The organism is Microbacterium sp. Root180 (assembly GCF_001428485.1).
Classification (GTDB): domain Bacteria; phylum Actinomycetota; class Actinomycetes; order Actinomycetales; family Microbacteriaceae; genus Microbacterium.
The window spans coordinates 293,444-319,743 of record NZ_LMHS01000003.1 but is presented as its reverse complement, the minus strand read 5'-3'; the positions used below and the strand labels follow the sequence as shown (position 1 = coordinate 319,743).

Below are 26,300 nucleotides of genomic sequence, written 5' to 3'. Positions count from 1 at the left end.
CCCAGCGCACACCAAGGTCACGGGTGGATAACATAGGAAGGTATGTCTGGGGCCGAGCTCCGGGCGACAGCGGCGCCGATGCGTCACACCCGACAGATGGAGACACTCCGTGGCCAACCCCCTCGAGAAACTGCTTCGCGCCGGCGAGGGTCGCATCCTCCGGCGGCTTCAGCAGGTCGTCAAGGCCGTCAACGCCCTCGAAGAGGACTACGCGCACCTCACCGACGAGGAACTCCGCGGCGAGACGGCCGAGCTCCGGGCGCGCTTCGAAGCGGGCGCGACGCTCGACCAGCTCATGCCCGAAGCGTTCGCCGCCGTGCGCGAGGCCGCCAAGCGCACCCTCGGCCAGCGCGCCTACGACGTGCAGATCATGGGTGGCGCGGCGCTCCACCTCGGCAACATCGCCGAGATGAAGACGGGTGAGGGAAAGACCCTCACCGGAGCGTTCCCGGTCTACCTCAACGCCATCGCCGGGCAGGGCGTCCACGTCATCACCGTCAACGACTTCCTCGCCTCGTACCAGGCGGAGCTCATGGGCCGCATCTACCGCGCGCTCGGCATGACGACCGGCATCATCGTCGCCGGGCAGACGCCCGATGTGCGCCGCGAGCAGTACAACGCGGACATCACCTACGGCACGAACAACGAGTTCGGCTTCGACTACCTGCGCGACAACATGGCCTGGCGCAAGGAGGACCTCGTGCAGCGGGGCCACTTCTACGCGATCGTCGACGAGGTCGACTCGATCCTCATCGACGAGGCGCGGACGCCGCTCATCATCTCCGGTCCGTCGTCGGGTGAGGCCAACCGCTGGTTCGTCGAGTTCGCGAAGATCGCGAAGACCCTCGAGGTCGGCGTCGACTACGAGGTCGACGAGAAGAAACGCACCATCGGCGTGCTCGAGCCCGGCATCGAGAAGGTCGAGGACTACCTCGGCATCGACAATCTGTACGAGTCGGCCAACACCCCGCTGATCTCGTTCCTCAACAACTCGATCAAGGCGCTCGCGCTGTTCAAGCGCGACAGCGACTACGTCGTCATGAACGACGAGGTCATGATCGTCGACGAGCACACCGGCCGCATCCTGGTCGGCCGTCGCTACAACGAGGGCATCCACCAGGCCATCGAGGCCAAGGAAGCCGTGCCGGTCAAGGCCGAGAACCAGACTCTGGCCACCGTCACGCTGCAGAACTACTTCCGCCTGTACGAGAAGCTCGCCGGCATGACCGGTACAGCCGAGACCGAGGCCGCGGAGTTCATGTCGACCTACCAGCTCGGCGTTGTGCCGATCCCGACGAACAAGCCGATGATCCGCAAGGACCAGGCAGACCTCGTCTACAAGAACGAGCAGGCGAAGTTCGCGCAGGTCGTCGAGGACATCGCCCAGCGCCACGCGAGCGGTCAGCCCGTGCTCGTCGGCACGGTGAGCGTCGAGAAGAGCGAGTACCTGTCGCGCCTGCTCGCGAAGAAGGGCATCAAGCACGAGGTCCTCAACGCGAAGAACCACGCGCGCGAGGCCGAGATCGTCGCGCGCGCGGGCCGATTCGGCGCCGTCACCGTCGCCACGAACATGGCCGGTCGAGGCACCGACATCATGCTCGGCGGCAACGCCGAGTTCCTCGCGGTGCAGGAGATGAAGGCGAAGGGCCTCGACCCGGTCGAGACCCCCGACGAGTACGAGGCGGAGTGGGATGCCGTCTACCAGGGCACCCGCGACACCGTCGCCGAAGAGGCCGGCAAGGTCGTCGACGCCGGCGGCCTGTACGTGCTGGGCACGGAGCGCCACGAGTCCCGTCGCATCGACAACCAGCTGCGCGGTCGATCGGGTCGTCAGGGCGATCCTGGTGAGAGCCGCTTCTACCTGTCGCTCACCGACGACCTCATGCGTCTGTTCCAGTCGGGCGCAGCCGAGGCGATCCTCGCGCGCACGAACTTCCCCGACGACGTCGCCATCGAGTCGGGCATGGTCTCGCGCGCGATCAAGTCCGCGCAGAGCCAGGTCGAGGCCCGCAACGCCGAGATCCGCAAGAACGTCCTCAAGTACGACGACGTCCTCAACCGCCAGCGCGAGGCGATCTACTCCGACCGCCGGCACATGCTGCAGGGCGACGACATCGCCGACCGCGTCCAGCACTTCATCGAAGACGCCATCAACGCCGTCATCGACGACCACACCGGTGCCGGTCACAACGAGAGCTGGGACTTCGACGCCCTGTGGACCGAGCTGAAGACGCTCTACCCGGTGAGCGTCTCGATCGACGAGGTCGTCGCCGAGGGCGCCGGACGAAAGGGCGGCATCACGTCGGACGGTCTCAAGCGCGAGATCCTCTCCGACGCGCGCATCGCCTACGACAAGCGTGAAGAGACGCTCGGCACGCCGGCCACGCGCGAGCTCGAGCGCCGCGTCGTGCTGCAGGTGCTCGACCGCCGCTGGCGTGACCACCTCTACGAGATGGACTACCTCAAGGACGGCATCGGCCTGCGCGCGATGGCCCAGCGCGACCCGCTCATCGAGTACCAGCGCGAGGGCTACCAGATGTTCCAGGCGATGATGGGGCAGATCAAGGAGGAGTCGGTCGGCTACCTCTACAACCTCGAGGTCGAGGTGCGTCGTCAGGGCGAGGGCGAGGCCGAGGTCGAGGCGAAGGGTCTGGGCGCACAGCCCGTCGAGGGCCAGCGCCTGGAGTACTCCGCGGCGAACGACGCCGGTGAGGTCGAGGTCCGCAACGACCGCGGCCAGGTGCAGCAGGCCGCGACCAACCGGCTCCGCCAGGCCGCCGCGTCTGCGGCATCCGCGCAGCCGGCCGCTGCACCCGCCGCCGCTCCGGCCGCGGAGCAGCAGCGCGGTGCCTTCGGCCAGCGGACGGATGCCGCCGCCGGCGCACCGCAGCAGGCTCCGCAGAATCGCGCCCAGCGCCGCGCCGCCGAGCAGAAGAAGAAGTGAGCCGGGGGCCCGGGCGGTGACGCCCGGGCCACACGGCGTCCATTGGCCTCCCTGCGGCCCCGATATCCTGGGCCGATGAGTCCCCTTCGCACTCTCGACCAGTCCAGCAAGCTCAAGGATGTCCTCTACGAGATCCGCGGGCAGGCCCTGGTCGAGGCGGATCGCCTGGAGAACGAGGGACACACGATCCTCAAGCTCAACACCGGCAACCCGGCGGTGTTCGGCTTCGAGGCGCCGTTCCAGATCGTGCGGGACATGATCGAGGCAGTGCCGCACGCACACGGCTACAGCGACAGCCGCGGCATCATGTCGGCGCGTCGCGCGGTCGTGTACCGCTACGAGCAGGACCCTTCCTTCCCGTCGTTCGGCCCGGACGACGTCTACCTCGGCAATGGCGTGTCGGAGCTCATCACGATGGTGATGCAGGCCCTGCTCGACGAGGGCGACGAGGTGCTGATCCCGGCCCCCGACTATCCGCTGTGGACCGCGATGACGAGCCTCGGCGGCGGCACGCCGGTGCACTACCTGGCCGACGAGCAGAACGGCTGGCAGCCCGACCTCGACGACATCCGCGCCAAGGTCACGCCGCGCACGAAGGCGATCGTCGTCATCAACCCGAACAACCCCACCGGCGCGGTGTACTCGCGAGAGGTGCTCGACGGAATCGCCGAGATCGCCCGTGAGAACTCGCTCCTCGTGCTCGCCGACGAGATCTACGACCGCATCCTGTTCGACGATGCCGTGCACATCCCGTTGGCGTCCGTCGCTCCCGATCTGCTCGTGCTCACCTTCAACGGGCTGTCCAAGACGTACCGCGTCGCCGGTTACCGCTCGGGGTGGCTCGTGATCACCGGTCCGAAGGATCACGCATCCGGCTTCATCGAGGGAATCACGCTGCTCGCCTCGACGCGGCTGTGCCCCAACGTCCCCGCGCAGCACGCCGTGCAGGCCGCGCTGTCGGGCGTGCAGTCGATCGACTCGCTGATCGCGCCGACCGGTCGGCTCCGCGAGCAGCGCGATGCCGCCTGGGAGGGGCTGGAGGCGATCCCGGGTGTCACGTGCGTCCGCCCCGAGGGTGCCCTCTACGCGTTCCCGCGCCTCGATCCCGAGGTCTACGAGATCCGTGACGACGCGAAGCTCGTCTACGACTTCCTCGTCGCCGAGCATGTCCTGCTGGTGCAGGGCACCGGTTTCAACTGGGCCACGCCCGACCACCTGCGCATTGTCACCCTTCCCGAGGCGCGCGTGCTGACCGAGGCGATCGAGCGCCTGGGCAACTTCCTCTCGTCGTACAAGCAGTGAGCGAGGCGGATGCCGCGGCATCCGTCAACCCCGTCGTCAGCGCCGTCCGGCGGTCCTAGGGTCTGTCCATGGCGATCGAACTGAACAGACCCGCGCTGCGCCAGGCCCGCGCCCTCGTTCGCGAGGGGAAGGTCGTGCGCGACCAGCAGGGCGACTGGTCGGAGGCGGCGCCCACCGCGGATGAGGAGAACGGCTTCATCGAGCGCGACGGGTGGACCGCCTACGCCCACTGGCATCTCGGCGTCGACAAGACGGAGGACCGTGACACGAAGCAGGCGTGGTCGTTTCCGATTGGCGATTTCCGCAGGGTGCATCGTTCGGGAGTGATCGCCGCGCAGAGTCGCGCCGGGCAGTTCGGCCACGACGACATCCGCGACGCATGCAAGGCGCTGCTCGAACTGATCGACGCGCAGGACTGACGATCGACCGCCCCACGAAGCCGCGACGGCTGTCGAGCCCCCGCTAGAGCAGGGCGAGGGATGTCGCGCGCCAGCGCCCGTCCATGCCCTCGAGGCGCAGCGCCACCGCGCGCGTGCGCGCGGGACCCTGGACGATCACGACGGATTCGATGACCCCGTCGGCAGGCGCGGACTGGTGCACCGAGAGGATCATGTGCACGGGTCGCCGCGCCGGGACCCCCCGGGCGCTGCGTGCACGCGTGGCCAGGTTCGACCGCGTGACGAGCTTGCGGTAGGGGTCTTCGGTGAGCCAGCGTGCGAGCTGGTCGACCTCGCGCACCCCGGCGAGCACCTCGAGCACGCCGCGCGTGATGTTGCGCAGGAAGGGCTCCGGCTCGGGGAGGGCGGTGGCGGACGTGCGTTGCGGCGCGAAGAACTCGGAGAGCTCTGCGGCGCTTCCGAGCGCGCGGAAAGCGTGGGCAGAGCCCGCGGGCAGCATTGCCATGGGTGCCTATCTCGACAGGGGGGATGTCTTGCGGACAGTAGAACACATGACGCCGCTCGAAGGGGAATCCGCTCGGACCGATGTGGATAACTTGTGATCCGCTCTCGATGATTGCCCTAGCCTCGCCGGATGCGCTGGGACCGCTTCTTCGACGATCTCGAGGGTCAGCTCGCCTCCGAGTGGGAGGCCGAGCGCGCCGCGCTCGACACCGAGGCCGAGCGGCTGCGGCTGTCGCGCGTCTCGCTCCAGGAGCGTCTGGGCGGGCTGGTCGGTCGCGACGGCTCCCCGTCCACGCCGTCGCTGGACCTCTCCGACGGCACGACGATGCGCGGTGCTGTCACGGGCGTCGGCGCGGACTGTGTCGCGCTCTCGCCCCTCGAGGGACCCGCGGGGGCGGTGGTGGTGCCGTTCGCGGCGATCATGGGCATCGGGATGCCGCACCAGGACGTCCTTCGCAGCGCGCGCCCGGGTCCGGCGAGGTCGGCGCTCGCCGACCGGCTGACCTTCGGGTTCGTGCTGCGCGACCTGGTGCGTCGCCGCGCGGGCATCGCGGTGCACCTCGCCACCGGACGTGCGCTCCACGGCACCATCGATCGCGCCGGCGCCGACCACCTCGACCTCGCTCTGCACGACCCGGGGGCGCCCCGCCGAGCGGACGCGGTCACCGGCCACCGCATCGTGCCGCTGGCTGCGATCTCGTGGGTGCGCGTCGAGGGGACGACGTCGCTGCTCTGACCGGGGGTGCCTCAGTCGGCGTGGCGCACGGGTCCGGAGCCCCACAGCTCCGGGAAGCTCGCATTCTGGGCCTGCTGCCACAGCGCGGTGCGCCGCGCGGCCTCCGCCTGATCGTCCAGGTAGGCGGCCACGCTCGCCTCCTCCACACGCCAGCGGGCGGGGGAACCCACGCGCATGCCGGTGAGCTGCCCCTCCATGACGAGCGCCATCACCTCGTCGACGGAGACCCCGAGCACCTCGCTCACCTGTGCAGGAGCGAGCAGACGCACGTCCGATGTCGGGGTCTCGGGCATGCCCCCATTATGGACCCGCCCCGATGAGGGGGGATCGGCGCCGAAACCGCTGTGGATAACGAAATCGCGGTGCTGCGAGCTCGGCCACCATGGGGGCATGACTGTCGCAGAGCCCGTCCGAACCCGCCGTCGCGCCTTCTGGGGGGATGCGCGATTCCTGCTCGGAATCCTGCTGATCGTGGCCTCCGTCGCCGGCGTGTGGTTCGTGGTGGCGGCCGCCCGGCAGACCGCGCCCGCCTACGTCGCCGCGCACACCATCGTTCCGGGCCAGGTGATCGCGGCCGACGACCTGCGGCACGTGGACGTCGCGCTCGGTCACCTCGGCGGCGTCTACCTCTCGCCCGACGCCTGGGAAGAGGGCCGTGTCGCCACACGCACGATCGAGGCGGGGGAGCTCGTCCCCGCCGACGCCGTCGGCGCGGCGGAAAGCGCGCGCACGACGAACGTCGTGGTGCAGAGCGCGGTCGACGTTCCGGCATCCGTCGACGAGGGCAGCGCGGTGGAGCTCTGGGCCGCCCCGCTCGTCGAGCCGGGGGAGTACGACGCGCCCCGCATCCTCGTCGCCGATGCGACGGTGGTCTCGGTCACCCGCGACGACACGCTGATCGGCGGCGGGGCCGCGGCGCTCGAGCTGGTCATCCCGAGAGCGGATGTCGCGGCCACCCTGGCGGCGCTCGCGGACGACTCGGCGCTCTCGATCGTTCCCACCCTCGGCGGCGGGGCATGAAGCTGCTCCTGGCCGTCGACGATGCGAGCGCCCTCGCCGAGGCGCTCCGCCGCGAGGGCCACCATGTCGTGGCGACGTCCGACGCGACGTCGCTGGCAGCAGCCGCCGACGATCTGCTCCTCGATCCGGGCGCCGGGGCGCTGCTGAGCGCCGTCGCCGAAGCCGACGCCGTCGTGCTCGAGGTCCGCCGCGACACGCTGACCGCCGCCGTCGTCGCGGTCTGCGACCGAACCGCCACGCGCATTGTTCCGCTGTGCACCGACGACGCGTCGATGCGCCTCGCGGAGGTCTTCGGGCTCGAGCAGCCACTGGCGCTCGCGATCGAGGGGTGGCGCCTGTCGGACGTGCTGGGCGCTGCGCCCGCGCGACCCGCATCCGCCCCGTCGCCGCGACCCGGGCCGCGGGTGATCGTCGTATGGGGTCCCGCCGGTGCGCCGGGCCGGTCGACGGTCGCGGTCGAGCTCGCCGTCGAACTCGCGCGGGGAGGTCGACACGTCGGCCTGGTGGATGCCGATTCCCACGCCCCCTCGATCGCGCTCGCGCTGGGTCTGGCCGACGAGGGCCCGGGATTCGCCGCCGCGTGCCGTCAGGCGGAGCGGGGCGGACTCGACCCGCGCGAGCTCTCGCGCGTGAGCGTTCCGCTCGGCGGCAGCGGCGTCGACGTGCTGACGGGACTCAACCGTCCCTCCCGCTGGCCCGAGCTCTCCGGGACGCGCGTCGAGCGGGCACTCTCCGTCTGCCGCGACTGGACCGACTACACCGTGGTCGACGTCGCCGCGTCACTCGAGCGCGACGAGGAGATCGTCAGCGACCTCGACGGACCGCGTCGAAATGCGGCGACCCTCGCCGCCCTCCGATGCGCCGATCTCGTCGTGGCCGTCGCGGGCGCCGATCCCGTGGGCGTCGCCCGCTTCCTGCGTGCCCATTCCGACCTGCGCGCGACCATCGGGGCGACCCCGGTCGTGGTGCTCGCGAACCGGCTGCGCCCGAGCGCCCTCGGCATCGATCCGCGAGGTCAGGTGCGCCGCACCCTCGACCGCTTCGGCGGCATCGGCGACATGTGGTTCCTCCCGATGGATCCCCGGTCGGCGGATGCCGCGCTCCTCGCTGCGCGCCCGATCGCCGAGATCGCGCCGAAGTCGCCCTTCACGCTCTCCCTGCGACGGTTCGTCGGCGAGGCGATCGTCACCGCCCCGACGACGCGCCCGCCCCGCCGGACGTCGCGACGCATCGCCGGCGCCGAGCGGATCTCCGACGGCGTCTAGGCTGAGAGTCGTGTCGACCCTCAGCGATCTCGTCTACGCCCAGGGCCGTTCCAGCGCAGAGGACGTGGAGTGGCTTCACCGTCTCGCGGGCGACGGTCAGCTGCTCGCCGACCTGGCCTTCGCCGACATCGTGCTGTGGGTCCCGACATCCGACGACTCCTTCGTCGCCGTCGCGCACACACGCCCGAGCGGCGCGGCCACGCTCTTCTATCGCGACATCGTCGGCGATCGGGTCCGCCCGCAGTGGCGCACGCAGGTGCGCGACGCCTTCCAGACCGGGCGCATCGTCGATTCGGCGTCGCCCGACTGGTTCGAAGAGACCCCGACCCGCGTGCGCGCCGTCCCGGTGGTCCGTGCGCGGGGAACCGAGCCCGCGCAGACGATCGGCGTGGTGACACGGCACACGAACCTCGGTGAGGCTCGCACGCCCTCCCGCCAGCAGATCACGTTCAACGACTGCGCCGATGAGCTGTTCGGCATGGTCGCGACCGGCGACTTCCCCGACATGTCCGCCCCGACGTCGCCGCGCCGCGGCGCGCCCCGCGCCTCCGACGGACTCGTGCGGCTCGACGTCGACGGGATCACCACGTTCGCGAGCCCCAATGCGCTGTCGGCCTTCAACCGGCTCGGATTCGACGACGAGCTCGAAGGGGAGTCGCTCGTCGAGGTCGTGACGCAGATCCTTCCGGCGAACCGCCAGTTCGACGAGTCGCTCCCGGTCGTGGTGACCGGTCGCGCCCCATGGCGCGCCGACATCGAGGCGCGCGGCGTCACCGTGTCGCTGCGCACGATCCCGCTCCGCGACCACGGCAAGCGCATCGGCGCAATCGTGCTGTGCCGCGACGTGACCGAGATCCGGCACCAGGAGCAGGAGCTGATCACCAAGGACGCCACGATCCGTGAGATCCATCATCGCGTCAAGAACAACCTGCAGACCGTCGCCTCGCTCCTGCGCATCCAGGCCCGCCGTTCTCACAGCGAAGAGGCGCGCGAGGCCCTCACGCAGGCCATGCGACGGGTGTCGGCGATCGCGGTCGTGCACGACACGCTCTCCGAGGGCCTCGCGCAGAACGTCGACTTCGACGAGGTCTTCGACCGGGTGCTCAAGCTCGTGGCCGAAGTCGCCGCAGCTCCGAACACCCGCGCGCGCACGCACTCGACCGGCCGGTTCGGGACTCTGCCCAGCGAGTATGCGACCCCGCTGGCGCTGGCTCTCACCGAGCTCGTCACCAATGCGGTCGAGCACGGCCTGGCCGGTCAGGAGGGTGATGTCGAGATCATCGCCGACCGCACCGGCGAGCACCTGGAGGTTCGCGTGCGCGACACGGGCTCAGGGCTTCCCGAAGGTCAGGTCGGTCGCGGTCTCGGCACCCAGATCGTGCGCACGCTCATCCAGGGTGAGCTGGGCGGAACGATCGACTGGCACACGATCATGGGGAGCGGCACCGAGGTCACGATCGAGATCCCGCTGCGCTACATCGAGCGCGGCAGGAACTGACGGCATCCGTCTTCGCGAGAACGCGGGTGTGTCATCCGTCGGCGGCGTGTCGAGAACACAAGCGCGTTCTCGAGAAGCCTGCGACCGGGGTCAGGAAGCGCGGCGGGCGCGCGCGGCGCGGCGCTTGAGGGCGCGACGCTCGTCTTCGGACAGGCCGCCCCACACGCCCGAGTCCTGACCGGTCTCGAGCGCGTACTGGAGGCAGATCTCGGTGACGGTGCACCGTGCGCAGACGGACTTGGCCTTCTCGATCTGATCGACGGCCGGTCCGGTGTTCCCCACGGGGAAGAACAGCTCGGGGTCGACGGTCAGGCAGGCGGCTTTGTCGCGCCAGTCCATGGTGGTGCTCCTTGATGCGGGGGATGTTTTGACGAAGAGGGCCGAATTCGGGTCCGGTACCCTGTGGGAGTGCGAGGATTGCTCGCCCCACGTCGCTGTGGGAGCACACTGCTTCACCAATCGTCCCATAGCGGTTTACCTAGATCAAGGGACGCGCGCCAGGTTTCTGTGCAAGTTGCTGAGTATTCCCTCTGCGACATAGAGGGTTCGCACAATCCCGACCCGTTCGACCCGAAAGATGTCCAGCCATGCGAACAAACCGGATCGGCCGCGTCGCGGCCGTCCTCGTCGGACTCGAGGGACTGGGCCTGGTCGCCCTCGCCGTGTGGCAGATCGTCGCCATCGTCGGGGGGGACACCGCGTCCATCGACAGCGCCCTCGCTCTCATCGTGCTCACCGCGGTCGGCGCGGCGGCGGTGATCGCCTTCGCCGTCGCGATCTGGCGGGGTCGCTCGTGGGGGCGCTCCGGTGCGGTGGTCGCGCAGCTGCTGATCCTGGCGGTCGCCCTCGGTGCGGCGACGGGCGCCTACGCCGAGCCGGCGGCCGCGCTGGTCATCGCCGCCCCCGCGATCGTGACCCTCGTGCTGCTCGTTCTCGCCGTGCGCGAGGCCGGGCGGGAGTCGCGGGACGAAGCATCCGCCTGAGCTCCCACGCGCGCTCTCGAGCGCAGCGCTATGCGGCGTCCAGCCCGACGAGCTTGCGCACGCGTGCCACATGGCCCGTGGCGCGCACGTTGTACAGCGCGTGCTCGACGCGACCCTCGGGATCGATGACGAACGTCGATCGGATGACGCCCATGAACGTCTTGCCGTAGTTCATCTTCTCGCCCCACACCCCGTAGGCGTCGTGGATGGCGTGATCGGGGTCGCTGAGCAGGTCGTACGTGAGTCCGTCGCGCTCGCGGAACCGCCGCAGCTTCTCGGGCTCGTCGCGCGAGATGCCCAGCACCGTGTAGCCCGCGGCCTGGAGCGGCACGAGGCTGTCACGGAAGTCGCACGCCTCCTTCGTGCAGCCCGGGGTCATCGCCTCCGGGTAGAAGAACAGGATGACGCGGCCGCCGCGGAGGGACGAGAGCGAAACGGATCGCCCGTCCTGGTCGACGAGCGTGAAGTCGGGTGCGGGGGAACCGGTCTCGAGTGGCGTGGTCACTCGACCAGCCTAGGCTCCGTCGTGGCCCGCGGGTTCGCTCGAGGCGCGGGCGGGGTCGCGCCGGGCGAACGTCTCGAGCAGGCGCTGGAGCGAGTCCAGGCGGGCGGGTCCGCCGGGACCGAGCCGGCCTTCGGCGACGGCCTCGACGATGGCGCAGTCCGGGGCATCCGTCAGATGCGTGCATCCCCGCGGGCATTCCTCGGCGACCTCGGCGAGGTCGGTGAACGCGCGCAGGATGTTCGCGGGATCCACGTGGCCGAGACCGAACGAGCGCACACCCGGGGTGTCGATCACCCATCCGTTGCCCGCGGCTCCGGCATAGCGCAGCGACACGGTCGAGCTCGATGTGTGGCGGCCACGGCCGGTCACGACGTTGACGTGACCGGTTGCTCGGTGCGCCTCGGGCACGAGGGCGTTCACGAGGGTCGACTTGCCGACGCCCGAGTGGCCGACGAACACGGTCGAGTGTCCCACGAGGGCCGCGCCGATGCGTTCGAGCGGCATCTCCTCATGCCCGCTCGTGAACACCTCGAGGTCGAGGCCCTCGAAATGCCCGAGGAACTCCGTCGGGTCGGCGAGGTCGGTCTTCGTCACGACGAGGAGAGGACGGATGCCGGCATCCAGCGCCGCCACGAGGTAGCGGTCGACGAGACGGGCGCGCGGCTCGGGGTCGGCGGCGGCGACCACGACGAGCATCTGGTCGGCGTTCGCGACGATGATCCGCTCGACCTGGTCGGTGTCGTCGGCGCTGCGCCGGAGGAGCGAGGTGCGCTCCTCGATCCCGATCAGCCGTGACAGCGTGCCCTCGTCGCCGGAGATGTCTCCGACCACGCGCGCGCGGTCGCCGGTGACGATCGCCGTCTTGCGCAGCTCGCGCGCGCGGACGGCCAGGATCGTCCGCTCGTCGGGGAGGTCCTCATCGACGAGAACCGTGTAGCGGCCTCGGTCCACGCCCAGCACACGGGCGATGCGCGCGTCGGAGTGGGCGGGGCGGCGTTTCGTGCGGGGCCGATTCGCCTTCGGGTTGGGCCGGACGCGCACGTCGGCCTCGTCGAACTCGGGTTCGTCGTCCTCGTCGAGATCGTCGAGCCAGCTCACGATGCCCGCATCGTCTCCGTCGCGTGCGCGGCGGAGTCGCCGCCGTCCTCGAGCATGGCCTGCCAGAGCTCGGGGAACTGGGGCATCGTCTTGGCGGTCGTGCCGATGTCGTCGATCTCGACCCCGGGCACCGCCAGTCCGATGAGGGCGCCCGTCGTCGCCATGCGGTGGTCGTGGTGCGCGCGCCACGTGCCGCCGTGAAGGGGGCGGGGCACGATCCGGATGCCGTCGGGCAGCTCCTCCGCTTCGCCGCCCAGGCTGCGCAGCTCGCCGACGAGCGCGGCGATGCGGTCGGTCTCGTGCCCGCGGATGTGGCCGATGCCGTGCAGCGTCGACGGGGCGTCGGCGAACGCCGCGAGCGCGAAGATGGTCGGCGTGAGCTCGCCCGCTGCGGACAGATCGAGGTCGACTCCCTGGATGCCGGTGCCCGCCGTGACGGTCAGTGCACCACCGCGGCGCTGCACCCGGGCGCCCATGAGCGCGAGGATGTCGGTGAGCATCGCTCCGGGCTGCGTGGAGTGGGCGGGCCAGCCGGTGACGGAGACCGAGCCGCCGACGATCATGGCGGCGGCGAGGAACGGTGCGGCGTTGGACAGGTCGGGCTCGATCGCGACATCCTTGCCGCGCACCGCACCGGCCGGCACGATCCACTCGCCCTGCGCGGGGCGCTCGACGTGGACGCCGCGATGCGCGAGGGCCTCGACCGTCATGTCGATGTGCGGGATGCTCGGCAGTCGTTCGCCGGAGTGGTGCAGGTGCAGGCCGACGTCGAACCGGGGGGCCGCCAGCAGCAGGCCCGACACGAACTGGCTCGACGCGCTCGCGTCGATCGTGACCTCGCCGCCGCGCGTGTGCCCGTGCCCTCGGATGATGAACGGCAGCGCCCAGTGCCCGCCGTCGTCGATGTCGACGCCCACGTCGCGCAGCGCCGTGATCATCGCGCCCATCGGGCGGTGCAGCGCGCTCTCGTGGGCCGTCAGCGTGACGTCGCCCCGCGCGAACCCTCCGAGCCCCGCCACGAAGCGCATGACGGTGCCGGCCTGGCCGCAGTCGACCACGCTGTCGCCGCGCAGCGGCCACACCGGCGTCACGAGGATGTCGTCGCCGAAGCGGCCGGCGCCGGGCTCGAGCTCGATGCCGACGCCGAGCGAGCGCAGGGCCTCGACCATGTGCCGGGAGTCGTCGGAGTGCAGGGGGGAGATGAGCCGGCTCGGCGCGTCGGCGAGCGCGGCGAGGATGAGCTCGCGATTGGTGAGCGACTTCGAGCCCGGAACGGTCACCGTGGCGTGAAGGGGGCCGTCGGCGACGGGAGCGCGCCAGGGGCCGCGCCCGCTCGGCGCGGTGCTGGGGGAATAGCCGCTGCCTGTCATCGGGTTCTACCCTACTGAACCCCACCCCGGCGAGCCGGGATGGATGACAGAAGTGGAGCCGGATGATCGCCACCCTCGATCGCCTCGATATCGAGACGACGCCAAGGGACCTCTCGGGCAGCCGGGAGGCGCCCGCCGTAGACTTGCGCGTGATGAGCGACACGATCGACCAGGTGCCGGACGCGCGTGCGCAGTTCGAAGAGCAGGCGCTGCCCTTCATGGACCAGCTGTACGCCGCCGCCATGCGCATGACCCGCAATCCCGCCGACGCCGCCGACCTCGTGCAGGAGACCTTCGTGAAGGCCTTCGCGTCGTGGCGCACGTTCACGCAGGGGACGAACCTCAAGGCGTGGCTGTACCGCATCCTGACGAACACGTACATCAACACCTACCGCAAGAAGCAGCGCGAGCCGTACCAGGGCACGATCGACGAACTCGAGGACTGGCAGCTCGGCGGGGCCGAGTCGACCACGGCCACGAGCAGCCGATCCGCCGAGGCGGAGGCGATCGACCACATGCCCGCGTCGATCGTCAAGGACGCGCTGCAGTCCATTCCGGAGGATTTCCGGCTGGCGGTGTACCTCGCCGACGTCGAGGGCTTCGCCTACCAGGAGATCGCCGACATCATGAAAACCCCGATCGGCACGGTCATGAGCCGTCTGCACCGTGGCAGGCGCATGCTTCGTGAACTGCTGGCCGACTATGCGAAAGAGCGCGGCATCACCACGGCCGCCACGAGGAGCACGACATGACCGACTGCGGCTGTGAGAAGGCGCGGCGCGACCTGGAGGAGTACCTCCGCCACGAGGTGTGCAAGACCCAGCACACCGACATCGCGGAGCACCTCGAGAACTGCGACGGATGCCGGGACGAGGCGCTCGTGGCGCGCACCCTGACCGAGGTGGTTGCCCGCGCATGCAAGGAGACCGCTCCCGAGGAGCTGCGCGACCAGGTGCTGGCCACGCTGCGGGCGGCGCAGGCCACGCACTGAGCGGACTGCGTCAGGGAGCGGGTGCGAACACGCGCAGCGCGCGGGGCGCGACGTCGACCGTGAGGGGCAGCGCCCCGATCGGGTCGCCGTCCGCGTAGGCGGTCACTCCGGCCGACACCAGCCGCACCGAGCGCACCCGGTGCGTCGCCACCTCCGGCACGGTGGCGTGCGTGCCGCGATACACGCGCGGCAGCAGGCGGAGGAGGCGCGCGCGACCGGCGGGACGCACCAGTACGAGGTCGAGCAGGCCGTCGGAGGGGTCGGCATCCGGACAGATCGGGATGCCGCCACCGTAGGTGCGCCCGTTCCCGACGGTCGCCATCACGAGGTCGCCCGTGACGCGCTCGCGCGCGCCGTCGGCGGTCTCGAACGCGACCTCGTAGGGCATGCCCGCGAGCGTGAGGAACTCGCGCAGGATCGCGATGTTGTAGCGGGAGCCGCCGCGGGGCCAGCGCATGGCGTTGGCGCGGTCGTTCACCTTCGAGTCGAAGCCGCTCGCCAGCACGGTCGCGAAGTACTCGGTCGAGCCGTCCTCGCGCGTCACGCGGGCGAGGTCGATGTCGCGCGTGGCGCCGGCGGCGATCGTGTCGGCGGCCGCGACGGCATCCAGCTCGCGCAGCCCGAGAGTCGCTGCGAAGTCGTTGCCCGTCCCGGCAGGGATGATCCCGAGCGGGATTCCGGTGCCCGCGACCTCCTGGATGGCGAGGCGCACCGTGCCGTCCCCGCCGGCGACCGCGACCGCGTCGACGCCCGCGGCGATCGCCGCACGCAGCAGCGCGGAGGACTCCGCCGCGCTGCCGCCGCTCACCAGGGCGGTGCGCACCCCGTGCTCCCGCAGGCGCTCGGCCGCGTGGGTCGCCGCACCCGTGTGGGCGCCGCCCCGCGCAGCGGGATTGACGAGGAGCGCGACGGTCACTCGCGGCCGCCTTCGGGCGTCCCGGATCCTTCGCCCGACCCCACGAGGACGCCGGGGTTCATGATCCCGTGCGGGTCGAGCACGACCTTGACGGCGCGGAGGACCTCGACCCCGAGCGGGCCGATCTCCGCCTCGAGGTACGGCCGGTGGTCGCGCCCGACGGCGTGATGGTGGGTGATCGTGCCGCCGGCCTCCCCGATCGCGCGGGATGCGGCATCCTTCGCCCTCGCCCACTGCTCCTGCGGATCGGCGGTCAGCGCCGCGACGACGGTGAAGTACAGCGAGGCGCCCGCCGGGTACACGTGCGAGATGTGGCTCAGCACGATCGGCTTCGCGCCGGCCGCCGTCATCGTGGTCGACAGCGCGGCGGTCACGGCCGCCTTCAGCCCGGTGAGCGCAGACCAGGTCGTCGCCGTCTCGAGGGTCTCGGCGAGGATGCCGGCGTCCATGAGCGTGTCGCGCAGGGCAGGCGACGCGAACCGCCCGCGTTCCCACGACCTGGCCGGATCCTCGCCGCGCGCCTTGGCGCCGTGCCGCCCGAACACGGCGGCGATGTCGTCCCGCACGCGCACGGCCTCGGCGGTGTCGGCGCCCTCGAAGGTGGCGATGGCGAGGCATCCGCTCAGCCGCGTGAGGTGGCCGCCCATCGTGGCGTTGACGCGCGTCTCGGTCTCGTCGCTGAGGCGCAGGACCGTGGGACGGATGCCGCGCTGCGTCGCTTCGCGGAGGGCGGCCGCTCCCGACGCGAAGTCGGGGAAGGTCCACGCGGCGTAGGCCGTGGCGGCGGGGCGCGGGCGGATGCGCACGGTGACCTCGGTGAGGACGCCGAAGGCGCCCTCCGAACCGACGAAGAGCTGGCGCAGGTCGGGACCGGCGGCGCTCGCCGGCGCGCGCCCGAGCGACAGATCTCCCGCGGGTGCGGCGATCCGCAGCGCGTGGACGAGGTCGTCGAAGCGTCCGTACCCGCGCGATGCCTGGCCGCTGGAGCGCGTCGCGGCGTAGCCGCCGAGAGACGCGTGGAGGAAGCTCTGGGGGAAGTGGCCGAGCGTGTAGCCGCGCGCGCCGAGGAGCTCTTCCGCCTGGGGCCCCGTCGTCCCGGCGCCGAACGTCGCGAGCAGCGACGTCTCATCGAGGTCGAGCAGCGCGGCCGTCCGCTCCAGATCGAGGGCGACGACGGCGCGCTGCGATCCGGACTCGGGGTCGACTCCGCCGACGACGGACGTGCCGCCGCCGAAGGGCACCACGGCGATCCGGCGCTCGACGCATACGGCGATGACCGCCGCGACTTCGTCGTGGGCGGCGGGGGAGACGACGGCATCGGGTGCCGACTGCGGGTCGTCCAGTCGGCGTCGCAGCAGATCGGGCGTGCTCTTGCCGCCCAGGTGGAGCACGCGGACGGCGTCGTCGGTGGTCGCGTTTCCGGCGCCCACGACGTCGCCGAGGGCCGCGAGGTCGGCGGCGTCCAGTCGCGACGGCGTGAGCATCGGAGAGCTGCGTCGCGGGACCGGGTGCGCCTTGCCCGGAAGGAGGGTGGCGATGAGGGCCTTCGCACCCGCGGGGAGACGTGCGGGCTCGGTTCCCCATGCGTCCCACTCGGAGCGAGGGCGCGGCGCGGGCACCGCGAGCGGGCGAGGGGGGATGCCGGAAGGCTCCGTCGCGGTCATGGCGACAGTATGACACATTATGTATGGTTGTCACATGGCTGACGGCGTCTCCGACACCGAGACCGCGATCCTCGACGCGGCGCTCGCCGAAGTGCTCGCGCACGGTATCCGTCGCACGACCGCGTCCGACATCGCACGGCGCTGCGGAATCGCGCGGCAGACTCTCTACCGGTACTGGCCCGACGCGCAGGCGATCTTCGCGGCGCTCGTCACACGGGAGCTCCTCTCGGTGCTCCCGTCCGGCGAGCCCGAGCCCGCCTCGCTCGACGACCTCGTCGGTCTGCTCGCCGGAACCGCCGACCGCGTGCGACGGATGCCGCTGGTCGACCGGCTGCGCGACACCGACCCCGAGCTGTTCGCGCGGTACATCCTCGACCGCCTCGGAACGAGCCAGCGCGCGATCCACGCCGATGCGGCGTGGCGCGTGGAGGCCGGACAGCGGGCGGGATTCGTGCGCGAGGGCGAGCCCGCGCAGCTGGCCGCGATGATCCTCCTCCTGACGCAGTCGGCCGTTCAGTCCGCGCCCCTCGTCGCCGAATGGCTGCCCGCCCAAGCGTGGCGCGTCGAGCTCGGCGCGGCGCTGCGGGGCTACCTCGCACCGGTGACGGCATGACCGTCGTCGGGCGGATGCCGCACCCGTCCGCGCTGAACGCGGGGCGGCGCGCGCGCGAGCTCGACGCGCTCGCCGAGGGCCCTCCACTGGACGTGCTGGTCATCGGCGGCGGTGTGACGGGAGCAGGGATCGCGCTGGATGCCGCGAGCCGAGGCCTGCGGACGGCGCTCGTCGAACGCCACGATCTCGCCCACGGCACGAGCCGTTGGAGCTCGAAGCTCGTGCACGGCGGTCTGCGCTACCTCGCCACGGGCCAGGTCGGGATCGCGCACGAGAGCGCCGCCGAGCGGCATCTCCTCATGACCCGGATCGCGCCGCATCTCACGCGGGCGCTTGCGCAGGTCGTGCCCCTCTACGCGCCGGGGCACATGCCGCGGGGCGCGTTCGTCGGGCTCGGCTACGGTCTCGGCGACGGCCTGCGCCGCTTCGTGGGGACGCCGGGCGCCGTCCTCGGTCCGCCGGGGCCGATCGGACGGGCGGAGACCCTGCGCCTGGTCCCCGCGGTCGCACCGGAGGAGCTTCGCGGCGGGGTGCGCGGCTGGGACGGGCAGCTCATCGACGATGCGCGGCTCGTCGTGGCGATCGCGCGCACGGCGGCCGGGTACGGGGCATCCGTCCTCACTCGCGTCGAGGCGGTCTCGGCCGGCGGCGACGGTGCGGTGCTGAAGGACCGGGTCACCGGGTCGGAGGTGTCGGTGCGCGCGCGGGCTGTCGTGAGCGCCACGGGCGTGTGGGCAGGCGAACTCGCCGCGGACGTGCGGCTGCGCCCGAGCCGCGGCACCCACCTCGTCGTCTCGGCCGAGCGCCTGGGCGGATCGGACGCCTCGCTCACGGCGCCCGTCCCCGGCTCGTCGAGCCGCTTCGTCTTCACCCTCCCCGCGCCGCACGGCCGCGCGTACATCGGGCTCACGGACGTTCCCGCCGACGGGCCGCTGCCCGACGTGCCCCATGCCACCGAGCCGGAGATCGATGCTCTCCTGTCGACGATGAACACGGTGCTCGCGCGACCCCTGACGCGGGAGGATGTGCTCGCGACCTTCGCCGGACTCCGGCCGCTGCTGGCCGGTGCCCACGACACGGACGAGGGCGACGACACGAGCGACCTGTCGCGCCGCCACGCGATCCTGGAGTCCTCGTCGGGCCTGCTCAGCGTCGTGGGCGGCAAGCTGACGACCTACCGGCGCATGGCAGAGGACGCCGTGGACGCCGTCATCCGGCGGGATCCGTCGTTCCCGGCGCGCCCGTCGCGCACGCGCGCAGTTCCGCTCGCCGGAGCGTGGCCGCGCCATCGGATGGCCGAGATCGCCGCCCCGCCCCGCTTCGTGCGCCGCTACGGCGCCGAAGCTCCCTACGCCGCCTCGCTCCCGGACGGCCCCGCCGCTGCGCGCGGCGTCACGGCGCAGGAGCTGCAGTGGGGGATCGAGGTCGAGGGCGCGCTCGGCATCGAGGACCTCCTCGACCGGCGCACGCGTCTGGGCCTCGTCGCAGTCGATCGCGAGGCTTCGACGGATGCCGCGGCCGACGCTTTCGTGCGCGCCGGGGTCGAGCCCGTCTGATCCCGCGGACCGGGGCGTGTTGGCAGGAATCCGCAGAACGACGTCCGATCCCCGCGAGCGCGGTGTCGGGGGCGCGCGCGAGACTGGATCCATGACCTCGCCTGACGCTGCTCCGGCCCCGCCCAGGGGAAGGCTCGGCGTCGTCCAGGGCACGGCTCTCTACATCGCCTCCGTGCTCGGCACCGGCCTCCTGGTTCTTCCCGGGCTCGCGGCCGAGGCCGCAGGCCCGGCGAGCATCGTCGCCGTGCTCGCCGTGATCGGCCTCTCGATCCCTCTCGCCGGCACGTTCGCCGTGCTCGCCGCGCGCTACCCCGACCCCGGCGGTGTCGCGAGCTATGTGCGCAGGGCATTGGGCGGCACGGCCGCTCGCATGACCGGGTACTGGTTCCTGTTCGGCGTGTGTGCGGGCGCGCCGGTCGTTGCCGTGCTGGGCGGGGAGTACGTCGTGGCAGTGGCGGGCATCGACCGCGCCATGGTTCCCGTCATCGCCCTCGCGATCCTCGTCCCGCCTTTCGCCGCCAACGCTTTCGGCGTGCGCGTCGCGGGCTGGGTGCAGTTCGTGCTCACGGCACTCCTCCTCGCGGTCGTGGTCGGCGTGGTCTCGCTCGCAGCTCCGGCCGTCGAGCCGTCGAACTTCACCCCCTTCCTGCCGAACGGCTGGGGCGGCGTGGGCACCGCGATCAGCCTGTTCGTGTGGGCGTTCGCCGGGTGGGAGGTGGGCACCCACATCTCGGGCGAGTTCCGCGATCCTCGCCGCGCGATCCCGATCGGCACCGCGATCGCCCTCGTCGTCACCGGCGTCTGCTATCTCCTGCTCCAGATCATCACGGTCGGCGCGCTCGGCGACTCCGCCGGCGACGGCGCGGTCCCGCTGCTCGAGCTCGCGCGGCTCGGCTCGTCCGGCCTCGGCCCCGTCGCGGTGGGCACGATCGCCGCGATCGTGGCGCTCGGGGTCATGAACGCCTACCTCGCGGCGTTCGCCAAGCTCGGAGCATCCCTCGCCGCCAACCGCGACCTGCCGCGCTGGTTCGCCGCCGGGGTCGAATCGGGCGCCGTGCCGCGCCGCGCCCTGGCACTCACCGGCGTCGTCGTGCTGATCTACTTCTCGCTCATGCTGTGGTCGGGGCTCGAGCTCACGCCGTTCATCCTCGTGCACACGAGCAGCATGGTCTCCATCTACGCGGTGGGGATGGTCGCGGCCGTGCGCCTGCTCCGCCGCTGGTCCCCGGGTTGGTGGATGGCGCTGGTCGCCGCGGTGCTGTGCGCCGGCATGCTCGTGCTCGCGATCGGTTCGCTGCTTCCGGCGGCGATCCTCGCGGCGGGCGCTGTCGGCGTCACACTCGTGCGCCGCGCGCGCCGTCTGCGGGTCGCGGCGACCTTCGACTCCGCCGGGGTGAAGACGGCGGACGACCCGGCCCTCGGCACCCACGAAGCGCGTGCGGATGCCGCGGCCGAGCGCACGTCGGCCCTGGAAGCCGAAGCTCCCAGGGCCGACGTGGCGGGCTGATCCGCTACAGCGTCAGAGCCTTCTTCAGGATCGCGGCCTGCTCGGCCGCGTGCACCTTCGGCGAGCCGGTCGCCGTCGAGGCGGCGGCCGCGCGCGACACGCGACGCACCGTGCGCCCGTGCAGGTGCTTGCTCAGCTCGAGCGCGATGAACGGCCATGCGCCCTGGTTCTCGGGCTCGTCCTGCACCCACACCAGCTCGGCGTTCGGGTACTGGTCGATCACCGCGTTGAGCTCGGCGACCGGCGACGGGTAGAACTGCTCCAGGCGCACGAGCGCGATCTCGGGGTTCGGATTCTTGTCGAGCTCGGCGCGCAGATCCCAGTGGATCTTGCCGGCGTGCAGGAGCACGCGCTTCACGGCGTCCCTCTCGAGACCACGGTCGTCGTCGAGCACCGGCTCGAAACGACCGGAGATGAAGTCGTCGACCGGGCTGGTGGCGCCGCGCAGGCGCAGCATCGCCTTCGGCGTGAACACGATCAGCGGACGGCGGGGACGCGCGTAGGCCTGGCGGCGCAGCAGGTGGAAGTACGACGCCGGCGTCGACGGTCGTGCGACGGTCATGTTGTCCTGTGCGCACATCTGGAGGTAGCGCTCGATGCGCGCCGACGAGTGGTCCGGCCCCTGGCCCTCGTAGCCGTGCGGCAGGAGCAGAGCGACGCTCGACTGCTGACCCCACTTCTGCTCGGCGGACGAGATGAACTCATCGACGACCGACTGCGCTCCATTGGCGAAGTCGCCGAACTGGGCCTCCCACAGGACGAGCGAATCGGCGCGCTCGACGGAGAAACCGTACTCGAAAGCCATCGCCGCGTACTCGCTGAGGAGCGAGTCGTACACCCAGAAGCGACCCTGGTCGGCGGCGAGGTTCGAGAGTGGGATCCACTCCTGTCCGTTCGCACGATCGTGCAGCACGGAGTGGCGCTGCACGAACGTGCCACGGCGGGCGTCCTGCCCGGCGAGGCGCACGTTCGTCTTCTCGAGGAGGAGCGAGCCGAACGCGAGGAGCTCGCCGAAGGCCCAGTCGATCGAGCCGTTGCGGCTCATGTCGAGACGCTTGTCGAGGAGCTGCTGGAGCTTGGCGTGCACCGTGAAGCCCTCGGGCTTGTTGACGAAGGCATCGCCGATGAGGTGCACGACCTCGCGCGTCACGCCGGTCGTCTCGGGCTCGCCCACTGCGGCGTCGTCGTCCGCGTCATCCGCGGCATCCGCCTGAATCACCGGCGACGAACCCGTCTCGGCGGCGTGCGTCTCGGCGAAGGCGATCTCGAGGCGGTTCTGGAAGTCCTGCTTCGCCTTGTCGTACTCCTCTTCGGTGATGTCGCCGCGACCGACGAGCGCCTCCGTATAGAGACGCCGCACCGAGCGCTTCGCCTCGATGAGGTTGGTCATGAGCGGCTGGGTCATCGACGGGTCGTCGCCCTCGTTGTGACCGCGGCGGCGGTAGCAGACGAGATCGATCACGACGTCGCGGTGGAAGCGCTCGCGGTACGCGAAGGCCAGCTGCGACACCCGGGTGACGGCTTCGGGGTCGTCGCCGTTCACATGGAAGATCGGCGACTGGATCGTCTTGGCGACATCGGTGGAGTACACCGAGGTGCGCGCGTCGATGGGCGTCGTCGTGAAGCCGACCTGGTTGTTGACGACGACGTGGACCGTGCCGCCGGTGCGGTAGCCCCGCAGCTGCGACATCTGGAGCGTCTCGACCACGACCCCCTGACCGGCGAACGCCGCATCGCCGTGGACGAGGATCGGCAGCCACGAGAAGGTGCCGATGGGCTTGCGATCCTGCTTCGCGCGGACGATGCCTTCGAGCACGCCGTCGACCGTCTCGAGATGCGACGGGTTCGCGGCGAGGTAGACGGGGAGCTCCTCGCCGTGGTCCGCGACGAAGGTCCCCTCGGTGCCCAGGTGGTACTTGACGTCGCCGGATCCGCTCTTCGAGCCGATGGCGACCGAACCCTCGAACTCGCGGAAGACCTGGCCGTAGGTCTTCCCGCCGATGTTCGTCAGCACGTTGAGGCGGCCGCGGTGGGCCATGCCGATGGCCGCGCCGTCGAGGCCCGCCTCGGCGGCGCCCTGGAGGATCTCGTCGAGCAGCGGGATGAGCGACTCGCCGCCCTCGAGGCTGAAGCGCTTCTGCCCGACGTACTTGGTCTGAAGGAACGTCTCGAACGCCTCGGCCTGGTTGAGCTTGTCGAGGATGCGCAGCTGCTCGGCGTGGCCGGGCTTCTGATACTTGAGCTCGACGTTCTCCTGGAACCACCGGCGCTGCTCGGGGTCCTGGATGTGCATGTACTCGATGCCGATCGTGCGGCAGTAGGAGTCACGCAGCACGCCGAGGATGTCGCGCAGCTTCATCGTGCGCTTTCCGCCGAAGCCGCCGGTGACGAACTCGCGGTCGAGGTCCCAGAACGTCAGTCCGTGCTGCTCGATCTCGAGGTCGGGGTGCGTGCGCTGCACGTACTCGAGGGGATCGATGTCGGCCATCAGGTGGCCGCGCACGCGGAACGAGTTGATGAGCTCCTGCACGCGCGCCTGCTTGTCGACGCGCTCCGCGAGGTCGACGTTGATGTCGGGGGCCCAGTGGATCGGAGCGTACGGGATGCGCAGCGCGGCGAAGATGTCGTCGTAGAAGTTGCGCTGACCGATCAGCAGCTCGTGGACGCGCTTGAGGAACTCGCCCGATCCCGCGCCCTGGATGACGCGGTGGTCGTACGTGCTGGTGAGCGTGATCGTCTTGCCGATCGCGAGCTCGTTGAGGGTCTTGTCGCTCGCGCCCTGGAACTCCGCGGGATACTCGAGGGCACCGGCGCCGACGATGCAGCCCTGGCCCTTCATGAGGCGCGGCACCGAGTGCACCGTGCCGATGCCGCCCGGGTTGGTGAGCGAGATCGTCGTGCCCTGGAAGTCGGCTGCGGTGAGCTTGTTGCTGCGGGCGCGGGTGACGAGGTCCTCGTAGGTCGTGAGGAACTCACTGAAGCTGAGCTGGTCGGCGCGCTTGATGCTCGGCACGAGGAGGGCACGGGTGCCGTCGGGCTTGGGCAGGTCGATCGCGATGCCGAGGTTGACGTGCGCGGGCGCCACGACCGAGGGCTTGCCGTCGATCTCGGCGTAGAACACGTTCTGGCTCGGGATCTCCTTGAGCGCCCGGATGATCGCCCAACCGATGAGGTGGGTGAAGCTGACCTTGCCGCCGCGCGTGCGGGCCATGTGGTTGTTGACGACGATGCGGTTGTCGATCATCAGCTTGGCCGGGACGGTGCGCACGCTGGTCGCCGTCGGCACCGTCAGCGACTCGTCCATGTTGGCCGCGAGCGTCTTGGGCATGCCGCGCAGCACGGTGACCTGGTCGTCGGCGGCTTCGGCGGACGCGGAGGGCTCGACCTTCGGCGCCTGCGCGGGGATCGGCTGCGGTGCCGCCGGACGGGCGGTGGTGCGAGCCACCGGCTGCGCGCCGATGATCGGCACGGGCGCGGTCACCGGGCGCGGCTCGTTCGAGGACGCCGTCGTCGCGGACGGGCTCGCCCCCTCGGAGGCCTGCTGCGTGGGCACCGGCGGCGGGGGCGCGGTGTCGGCCTCGTCGACCGGGTGGTAGGCCTCGAGGACCGGCCACCACGCCTTGTCGACCGAGTTACGGTCGATCTTGAACTGTTCGTACAGCTCGTCGACGAGCCACTCGTTGGCTCCGAACTCGCCTTCGTTCGAAACCCCGACGCCCGTCACCTGGCTCGACACGCTGAATCGCCTGCTTTCATCGGTGAAGATCTGGAGTGCGAGGGCTCCCGAAGGCCCCTCCCGCACGACTCTCAAGCGTAACCCAGTCTGGCGTTCCGAATCCGGCCCAGGCGGTGAGCCGCCTGAAAGAACGCGCATCGTGAGCTGTACAGGAAGTGTCACTACCCTTGACGGACATGGAGTTCTACGGCGACCGCCCCGACGTCGATCTGACGTATTCCGATGTCTTCCTCGTGCCCCGGCGATCTTCGATCACCAGCCGGCTCGACGTCGACCTGTCGCCCCGGGACGGGACGACAGCGACGATCCCCCTGGTGTCGGCCAACATGAACTCGGTCACCGGCGCTCGCCTGGCGGCGACGCTGGCCCGTCGCGGCGGGCTCGGCGTGCTCCCTCAGGACATGCCGCTCCAGGAGCTCGACGCGGCCATCCGCTGGGTCAAGTCGCAGCCGGTGCCGTGGGACACCCCGCTCGTGCTCCCGCCCGACGCGACGGTGGCGGATGCCGCCCGGCTGCTTCCGGCGACCGAGGGTCACGGCATCGTGGTGGCCGATGCCGCAGCCGGCACGCTCGACATCGGCGACATCCTCGGGGTGGTCCCGGCCACGCGCCTGGGCACGGCCCTGCCGGACGCTCGCCTGGGCGACCTGGCACGCGGGCGCACGGCATCCGTCGACGCGGTGGACATCGAGAGCGCGCGACACGCGTTCGACGTGATCGTCGCCGCGGGTGCCGAGACCGTGTGCGTCGTCGACCACGGGCACCTCGTCGGCACGCTCTCGCGCCGCAGCGCACTGCGATCGACCCTGTACCGCCCGGCCGTCGACGCGTCGGGACGGCTCATCGTCGCCGCCGCGATCGGCATCAACGGCGATGTCGCCGCGAAGGCCCGGGCTCTCGCCGGGGCGGGCGTGGACGTGCTCGTCGTGGACACCGCCCACGGTCACCAGGAGGGGATGCTGCGTGCCCTGCGCGCGGTCGCCGACCTCGACCTCGGCATCCCGATCGCCGCGGGCAACATCGTGACCGCGGAGGGCGTGCACGATCTGGTGACCGCCGGCGCGGACATCCTCAAGGTCGGCGTCGGTCCCGGCGCCATGTGCACGACCCGCATGATGACGGCGGTCGGCCGTCCGCAGTTCTCCGCGGTGCTCGAGACCGCCGAGGCCGCGCGCATCATGGGCGCGCACGTGTGGGCGGACGGCGGGGTGCGCTACCCCCGCGACGTCGCCCTGGCGCTCGCCGCGGGCGCGGCATCCGTCATGATCGGCTCGTGGTTCGCGGGCACCATCGAGGCTCCCGGCGAGCTGCAGGTCGACGCGTCCGGCCGCACCTACAAGGAGTCGTGGGGCATGGCCTCGACCAAGGCCGTGCACGAGCGCTTCGGCCGGCTCGACCCCTACGAGCTCGCACGCAAGGAGCTGTTCGCCGAGGGGATCTCGTCGTCGAAGATCTACCTCGACCCCCTCCGCCCCGGCCTCGAGGATCTTCTCGACATGATCACGTCGGGCGTGCGGTCGTCGTTCACCTACGCGGGGGCCGCCACGGTCCCCGAGTTCCACGACCGTGCGCGTGTCGGTCTGCAGTCCGCCGCCGGCTACGAAGAGGGCAAGGCGCTTCCCGTCAGCTGGTGACGAAAGCCGGGCCGCGGACGGATGCCGGGGCCCGGCATCCGTCGGAATCCCTGCCCTAGA

The 26,300-nt window shown here is 71.0% G+C and carries 23 protein-coding genes; 14 read left to right on the top strand and 9 right to left on the bottom strand.

All coding sequences use genetic code 11. The features are described from left to right. The first annotated feature begins 109 nt into the window (after positions 1-109). From secA to ASD93_RS08955, 3 genes are all read left to right on the top strand, one after another. Complete coding sequence (secA, locus tag ASD93_RS08965) at positions 110-2,944, top strand: preprotein translocase subunit SecA (RefSeq protein ID WP_056121497.1); 2,835 nt, start codon at positions 110-112, stop codon at positions 2,942-2,944. 75 nt (positions 2,945-3,019) lie between these two features. Beyond that, the gene (locus ASD93_RS08960; RefSeq protein WP_056121495.1) at positions 3,020-4,246 is read left to right on the top strand and encodes a pyridoxal phosphate-dependent aminotransferase; all 1,227 of its coding nucleotides are present in this window, start codon (positions 3,020-3,022) and stop codon (positions 4,244-4,246) included. Positions 4,247-4,314: 68 nt separating this feature from the next. After that, on the top strand, positions 4,315-4,665 hold the full coding sequence (locus ASD93_RS08955; RefSeq protein WP_056121493.1) for a hypothetical protein: 351 nt from the start codon (positions 4,315-4,317) through the stop codon (positions 4,663-4,665). Between the two features lie 43 nt (positions 4,666-4,708). Here the strand turns inward: ASD93_RS08955 and ASD93_RS08950 are convergent, their stop codons facing one another. Continuing rightward, positions 4,709-5,149, bottom strand: coding sequence for an Rv3235 family protein (locus ASD93_RS08950; protein ID WP_414843700.1), 441 nt, complete (start codon positions 5,147-5,149; stop codon positions 4,709-4,711). A 129-nt stretch (positions 5,150-5,278) separates the two neighbouring features. On the opposite strand from ASD93_RS08950, the gene ASD93_RS08945 reads away from it, so the two are divergent. Next, complete coding sequence (locus ASD93_RS08945; RefSeq protein WP_056121489.1) at positions 5,279-5,884, top strand: hypothetical protein; 606 nt, start codon at positions 5,279-5,281, stop codon at positions 5,882-5,884. An 11-nt stretch (positions 5,885-5,895) separates the two neighbouring features. On the opposite strand, the gene ASD93_RS08940 is transcribed toward ASD93_RS08945, so the two are convergent. Further along, positions 5,896-6,177: a helix-turn-helix domain-containing protein gene (locus ASD93_RS08940; protein ID WP_056121487.1), complete on the bottom strand. Its 282-nt coding sequence runs from the start codon at positions 6,175-6,177 to the stop codon at positions 5,896-5,898. Between the two features lie 97 nt (positions 6,178-6,274). Between ASD93_RS08940 and ASD93_RS08935 the strand changes: the two genes are divergently transcribed. Genes ASD93_RS08935 through ASD93_RS08925 form a run of 3 tightly spaced genes read left to right on the top strand, consistent with a single transcriptional unit; the run spans position 6,275 to position 9,667 of the window. Beyond that, positions 6,275-6,904 (top strand): SAF domain-containing protein, encoded by a 630-nt coding sequence (locus ASD93_RS08935; protein ID WP_056121485.1) that lies wholly within the window; start codon positions 6,275-6,277, stop codon positions 6,902-6,904. Then, positions 6,901-8,169 (top strand): AAA family ATPase, encoded by a 1,269-nt coding sequence (locus ASD93_RS08930; protein WP_056121482.1) that lies wholly within the window; start codon positions 6,901-6,903, stop codon positions 8,167-8,169. Before ASD93_RS08935 ends, ASD93_RS08930 begins: the two co-directional genes overlap by 4 nt. Positions 8,170-8,179: 10 nt before the next feature. Continuing rightward, the gene (locus tag ASD93_RS08925) at positions 8,180-9,667 is read left to right on the top strand and encodes a sensor histidine kinase (protein ID WP_056121479.1); all 1,488 of its coding nucleotides are present in this window, start codon (positions 8,180-8,182) and stop codon (positions 9,665-9,667) included. A 90-nt stretch (positions 9,668-9,757) separates the two neighbouring features. Here the strand turns inward: ASD93_RS08925 and ASD93_RS08920 are convergent, their stop codons facing one another. Beyond that, positions 9,758-10,006, bottom strand: a complete 249-nt coding sequence (locus ASD93_RS08920) for a WhiB family transcriptional regulator (protein ID WP_018171995.1) — start codon at positions 10,004-10,006, stop codon at positions 9,758-9,760. Between the two features lie 248 nt (positions 10,007-10,254). On the opposite strand from ASD93_RS08920, the gene ASD93_RS08915 reads away from it, so the two are divergent. Beyond that, complete coding sequence (locus tag ASD93_RS08915) at positions 10,255-10,650, top strand: hypothetical protein (RefSeq protein WP_056121477.1); 396 nt, start codon at positions 10,255-10,257, stop codon at positions 10,648-10,650. A gap of 28 nt (positions 10,651-10,678) precedes the next feature. Here the strand turns inward: ASD93_RS08915 and bcp are convergent, their stop codons facing one another. The 3 genes from bcp to aroA are packed head-to-tail and all read right to left on the bottom strand — an operon-like array spanning position 10,679 to position 13,623. Continuing rightward, positions 10,679-11,155, bottom strand: coding sequence for a thioredoxin-dependent thiol peroxidase (gene bcp, locus ASD93_RS08910; protein WP_056121475.1), 477 nt, complete (start codon positions 11,153-11,155; stop codon positions 10,679-10,681). A 9-nt stretch (positions 11,156-11,164) separates the two neighbouring features. After that, positions 11,165-12,253, bottom strand: coding sequence for a ribosome small subunit-dependent GTPase A (rsgA, locus tag ASD93_RS08905; protein ID WP_056121473.1), 1,089 nt, complete (start codon positions 12,251-12,253; stop codon positions 11,165-11,167). Next, positions 12,250-13,623 (bottom strand): 3-phosphoshikimate 1-carboxyvinyltransferase, encoded by a 1,374-nt coding sequence (gene aroA, locus ASD93_RS08900; protein WP_056121471.1) that lies wholly within the window; start codon positions 13,621-13,623, stop codon positions 12,250-12,252. The genes rsgA and aroA overlap by 4 nt, the downstream gene beginning before the upstream one ends. A 62-nt stretch (positions 13,624-13,685) precedes the next feature. On the opposite strand from aroA, the gene ASD93_RS08895 reads away from it, so the two are divergent. Continuing rightward, positions 13,686-14,375: a sigma-70 family RNA polymerase sigma factor gene (locus ASD93_RS08895; protein ID WP_321163625.1), complete on the top strand. Its 690-nt coding sequence runs from the start codon at positions 13,686-13,688 to the stop codon at positions 14,373-14,375. Beyond that, on the top strand, positions 14,372-14,614 hold the full coding sequence (locus tag ASD93_RS08890; RefSeq protein ID WP_056121468.1) for a hypothetical protein: 243 nt from the start codon (positions 14,372-14,374) through the stop codon (positions 14,612-14,614). The genes ASD93_RS08895 and ASD93_RS08890 overlap by 4 nt, the downstream gene beginning before the upstream one ends. 10 nt (positions 14,615-14,624) lie before the next feature. Here ASD93_RS08890 and ASD93_RS08885 read toward each other — a convergent pair whose 3' ends face one another. Continuing rightward, positions 14,625-15,530, bottom strand: a complete 906-nt coding sequence (locus tag ASD93_RS08885; protein ID WP_056121467.1) for a diacylglycerol kinase — start codon at positions 15,528-15,530, stop codon at positions 14,625-14,627. Beyond that, entirely contained in the window at positions 15,527-17,194 is a 1,668-nt protein-coding gene (locus tag ASD93_RS08880; protein WP_082569259.1) for an FAD-binding oxidoreductase, read from the bottom strand. The genes ASD93_RS08885 and ASD93_RS08880 overlap by 4 nt, the downstream gene beginning before the upstream one ends. 34 nt (positions 17,195-17,228) lie before the next feature. On the opposite strand from ASD93_RS08880, the gene ASD93_RS08875 reads away from it, so the two are divergent. The 3 genes from ASD93_RS08875 (at position 17,229) to ASD93_RS08865 (ending at position 20,870) form a co-directional block, all read left to right on the top strand. After that, positions 17,229-17,807 carry a TetR/AcrR family transcriptional regulator gene (locus ASD93_RS08875; RefSeq protein WP_056121464.1) on the top strand — a complete coding sequence of 193 codons (579 nt, stop codon included), beginning with the start codon at positions 17,229-17,231 and terminating at the stop codon, positions 17,805-17,807. Beyond that, a complete protein-coding gene (locus tag ASD93_RS08870; RefSeq protein WP_082569258.1) occupies positions 17,804-19,363 on the top strand; it encodes a glycerol-3-phosphate dehydrogenase/oxidase in 1,560 nt (519 codons plus the stop codon). Before ASD93_RS08875 ends, ASD93_RS08870 begins: the two co-directional genes overlap by 4 nt. Positions 19,364-19,454: 91 nt before the next feature. After that, a complete protein-coding gene (locus ASD93_RS08865) occupies positions 19,455-20,870 on the top strand; it encodes an APC family permease (protein WP_056121463.1) in 1,416 nt (471 codons plus the stop codon). Positions 20,871-20,874: 4 nt separating this feature from the next. Here the strand turns inward: ASD93_RS08865 and ASD93_RS08860 are convergent, their stop codons facing one another. Beyond that, positions 20,875-24,606 carry a multifunctional oxoglutarate decarboxylase/oxoglutarate dehydrogenase thiamine pyrophosphate-binding subunit/dihydrolipoyllysine-residue succinyltransferase subunit gene (locus ASD93_RS08860; RefSeq protein WP_082569378.1) on the bottom strand — a complete coding sequence of 1,244 codons (3,732 nt, stop codon included), beginning with the start codon at positions 24,604-24,606 and terminating at the stop codon, positions 20,875-20,877. 176 nt (positions 24,607-24,782) lie between these two features. Here ASD93_RS08860 and ASD93_RS08855 point away from each other — a divergent pair, with 176 nt between their 5' ends. After that, positions 24,783-26,240 (top strand): GuaB1 family IMP dehydrogenase-related protein, encoded by a 1,458-nt coding sequence (locus ASD93_RS08855; protein ID WP_056121461.1) that lies wholly within the window; start codon positions 24,783-24,785, stop codon positions 26,238-26,240. Positions 26,241-26,300: the final 60 nt, after the last annotated feature.

Coding starts and splice junctions, on each gene's coding strand:
- ASD93_RS08955 (WP_056121493.1), top strand. CDS start 4,315: ATGGCGATCGAACTGAACAGACCCGCGCTGCGCCAGGCCCGCGCCCTC.
- ASD93_RS08915 (WP_056121477.1), top strand. CDS start 10,255: ATGCGAACAAACCGGATCGGCCGCGTCGCGGCCGTCCTCGTCGGACTC.
- ASD93_RS08945 (WP_056121489.1), top strand. CDS start 5,279: ATGCGCTGGGACCGCTTCTTCGACGATCTCGAGGGTCAGCTCGCCTCC.
- ASD93_RS08875 (WP_056121464.1), top strand. CDS start 17,229: ATGGCTGACGGCGTCTCCGACACCGAGACCGCGATCCTCGACGCGGCG.
- aroA (WP_056121471.1), bottom strand. CDS start 13,623: ATGACAGGCAGCGGCTATTCCCCCAGCACCGCGCCGAGCGGGCGCGGC.
- ASD93_RS08950 (WP_414843700.1), bottom strand. CDS start 5,149: ATGGCAATGCTGCCCGCGGGCTCTGCCCACGCTTTCCGCGCGCTCGGA.
- ASD93_RS08930 (WP_056121482.1), top strand. CDS start 6,901: ATGAAGCTGCTCCTGGCCGTCGACGATGCGAGCGCCCTCGCCGAGGCG.
- ASD93_RS08935 (WP_056121485.1), top strand. CDS start 6,275: ATGACTGTCGCAGAGCCCGTCCGAACCCGCCGTCGCGCCTTCTGGGGG.
- ASD93_RS08870 (WP_082569258.1), top strand. CDS start 17,804: ATGACCGTCGTCGGGCGGATGCCGCACCCGTCCGCGCTGAACGCGGGG.
- ASD93_RS08865 (WP_056121463.1), top strand. CDS start 19,455: ATGACCTCGCCTGACGCTGCTCCGGCCCCGCCCAGGGGAAGGCTCGGC.
- ASD93_RS08920 (WP_018171995.1), bottom strand. CDS start 10,006: ATGGACTGGCGCGACAAAGCCGCCTGCCTGACCGTCGACCCCGAGCTG.
- ASD93_RS08960 (WP_056121495.1), top strand. CDS start 3,020: ATGAGTCCCCTTCGCACTCTCGACCAGTCCAGCAAGCTCAAGGATGTC.
- ASD93_RS08855 (WP_056121461.1), top strand. CDS start 24,783: ATGGAGTTCTACGGCGACCGCCCCGACGTCGATCTGACGTATTCCGAT.
- ASD93_RS08890 (WP_056121468.1), top strand. CDS start 14,372: ATGACCGACTGCGGCTGTGAGAAGGCGCGGCGCGACCTGGAGGAGTAC.
- ASD93_RS08895 (WP_321163625.1), top strand. CDS start 13,686: ATGATCGCCACCCTCGATCGCCTCGATATCGAGACGACGCCAAGGGAC.
- ASD93_RS08880 (WP_082569259.1), bottom strand. CDS start 17,194: ATGACCGCGACGGAGCCTTCCGGCATCCCCCCTCGCCCGCTCGCGGTG.
- ASD93_RS08940 (WP_056121487.1), bottom strand. CDS start 6,177: ATGCCCGAGACCCCGACATCGGACGTGCGTCTGCTCGCTCCTGCACAG.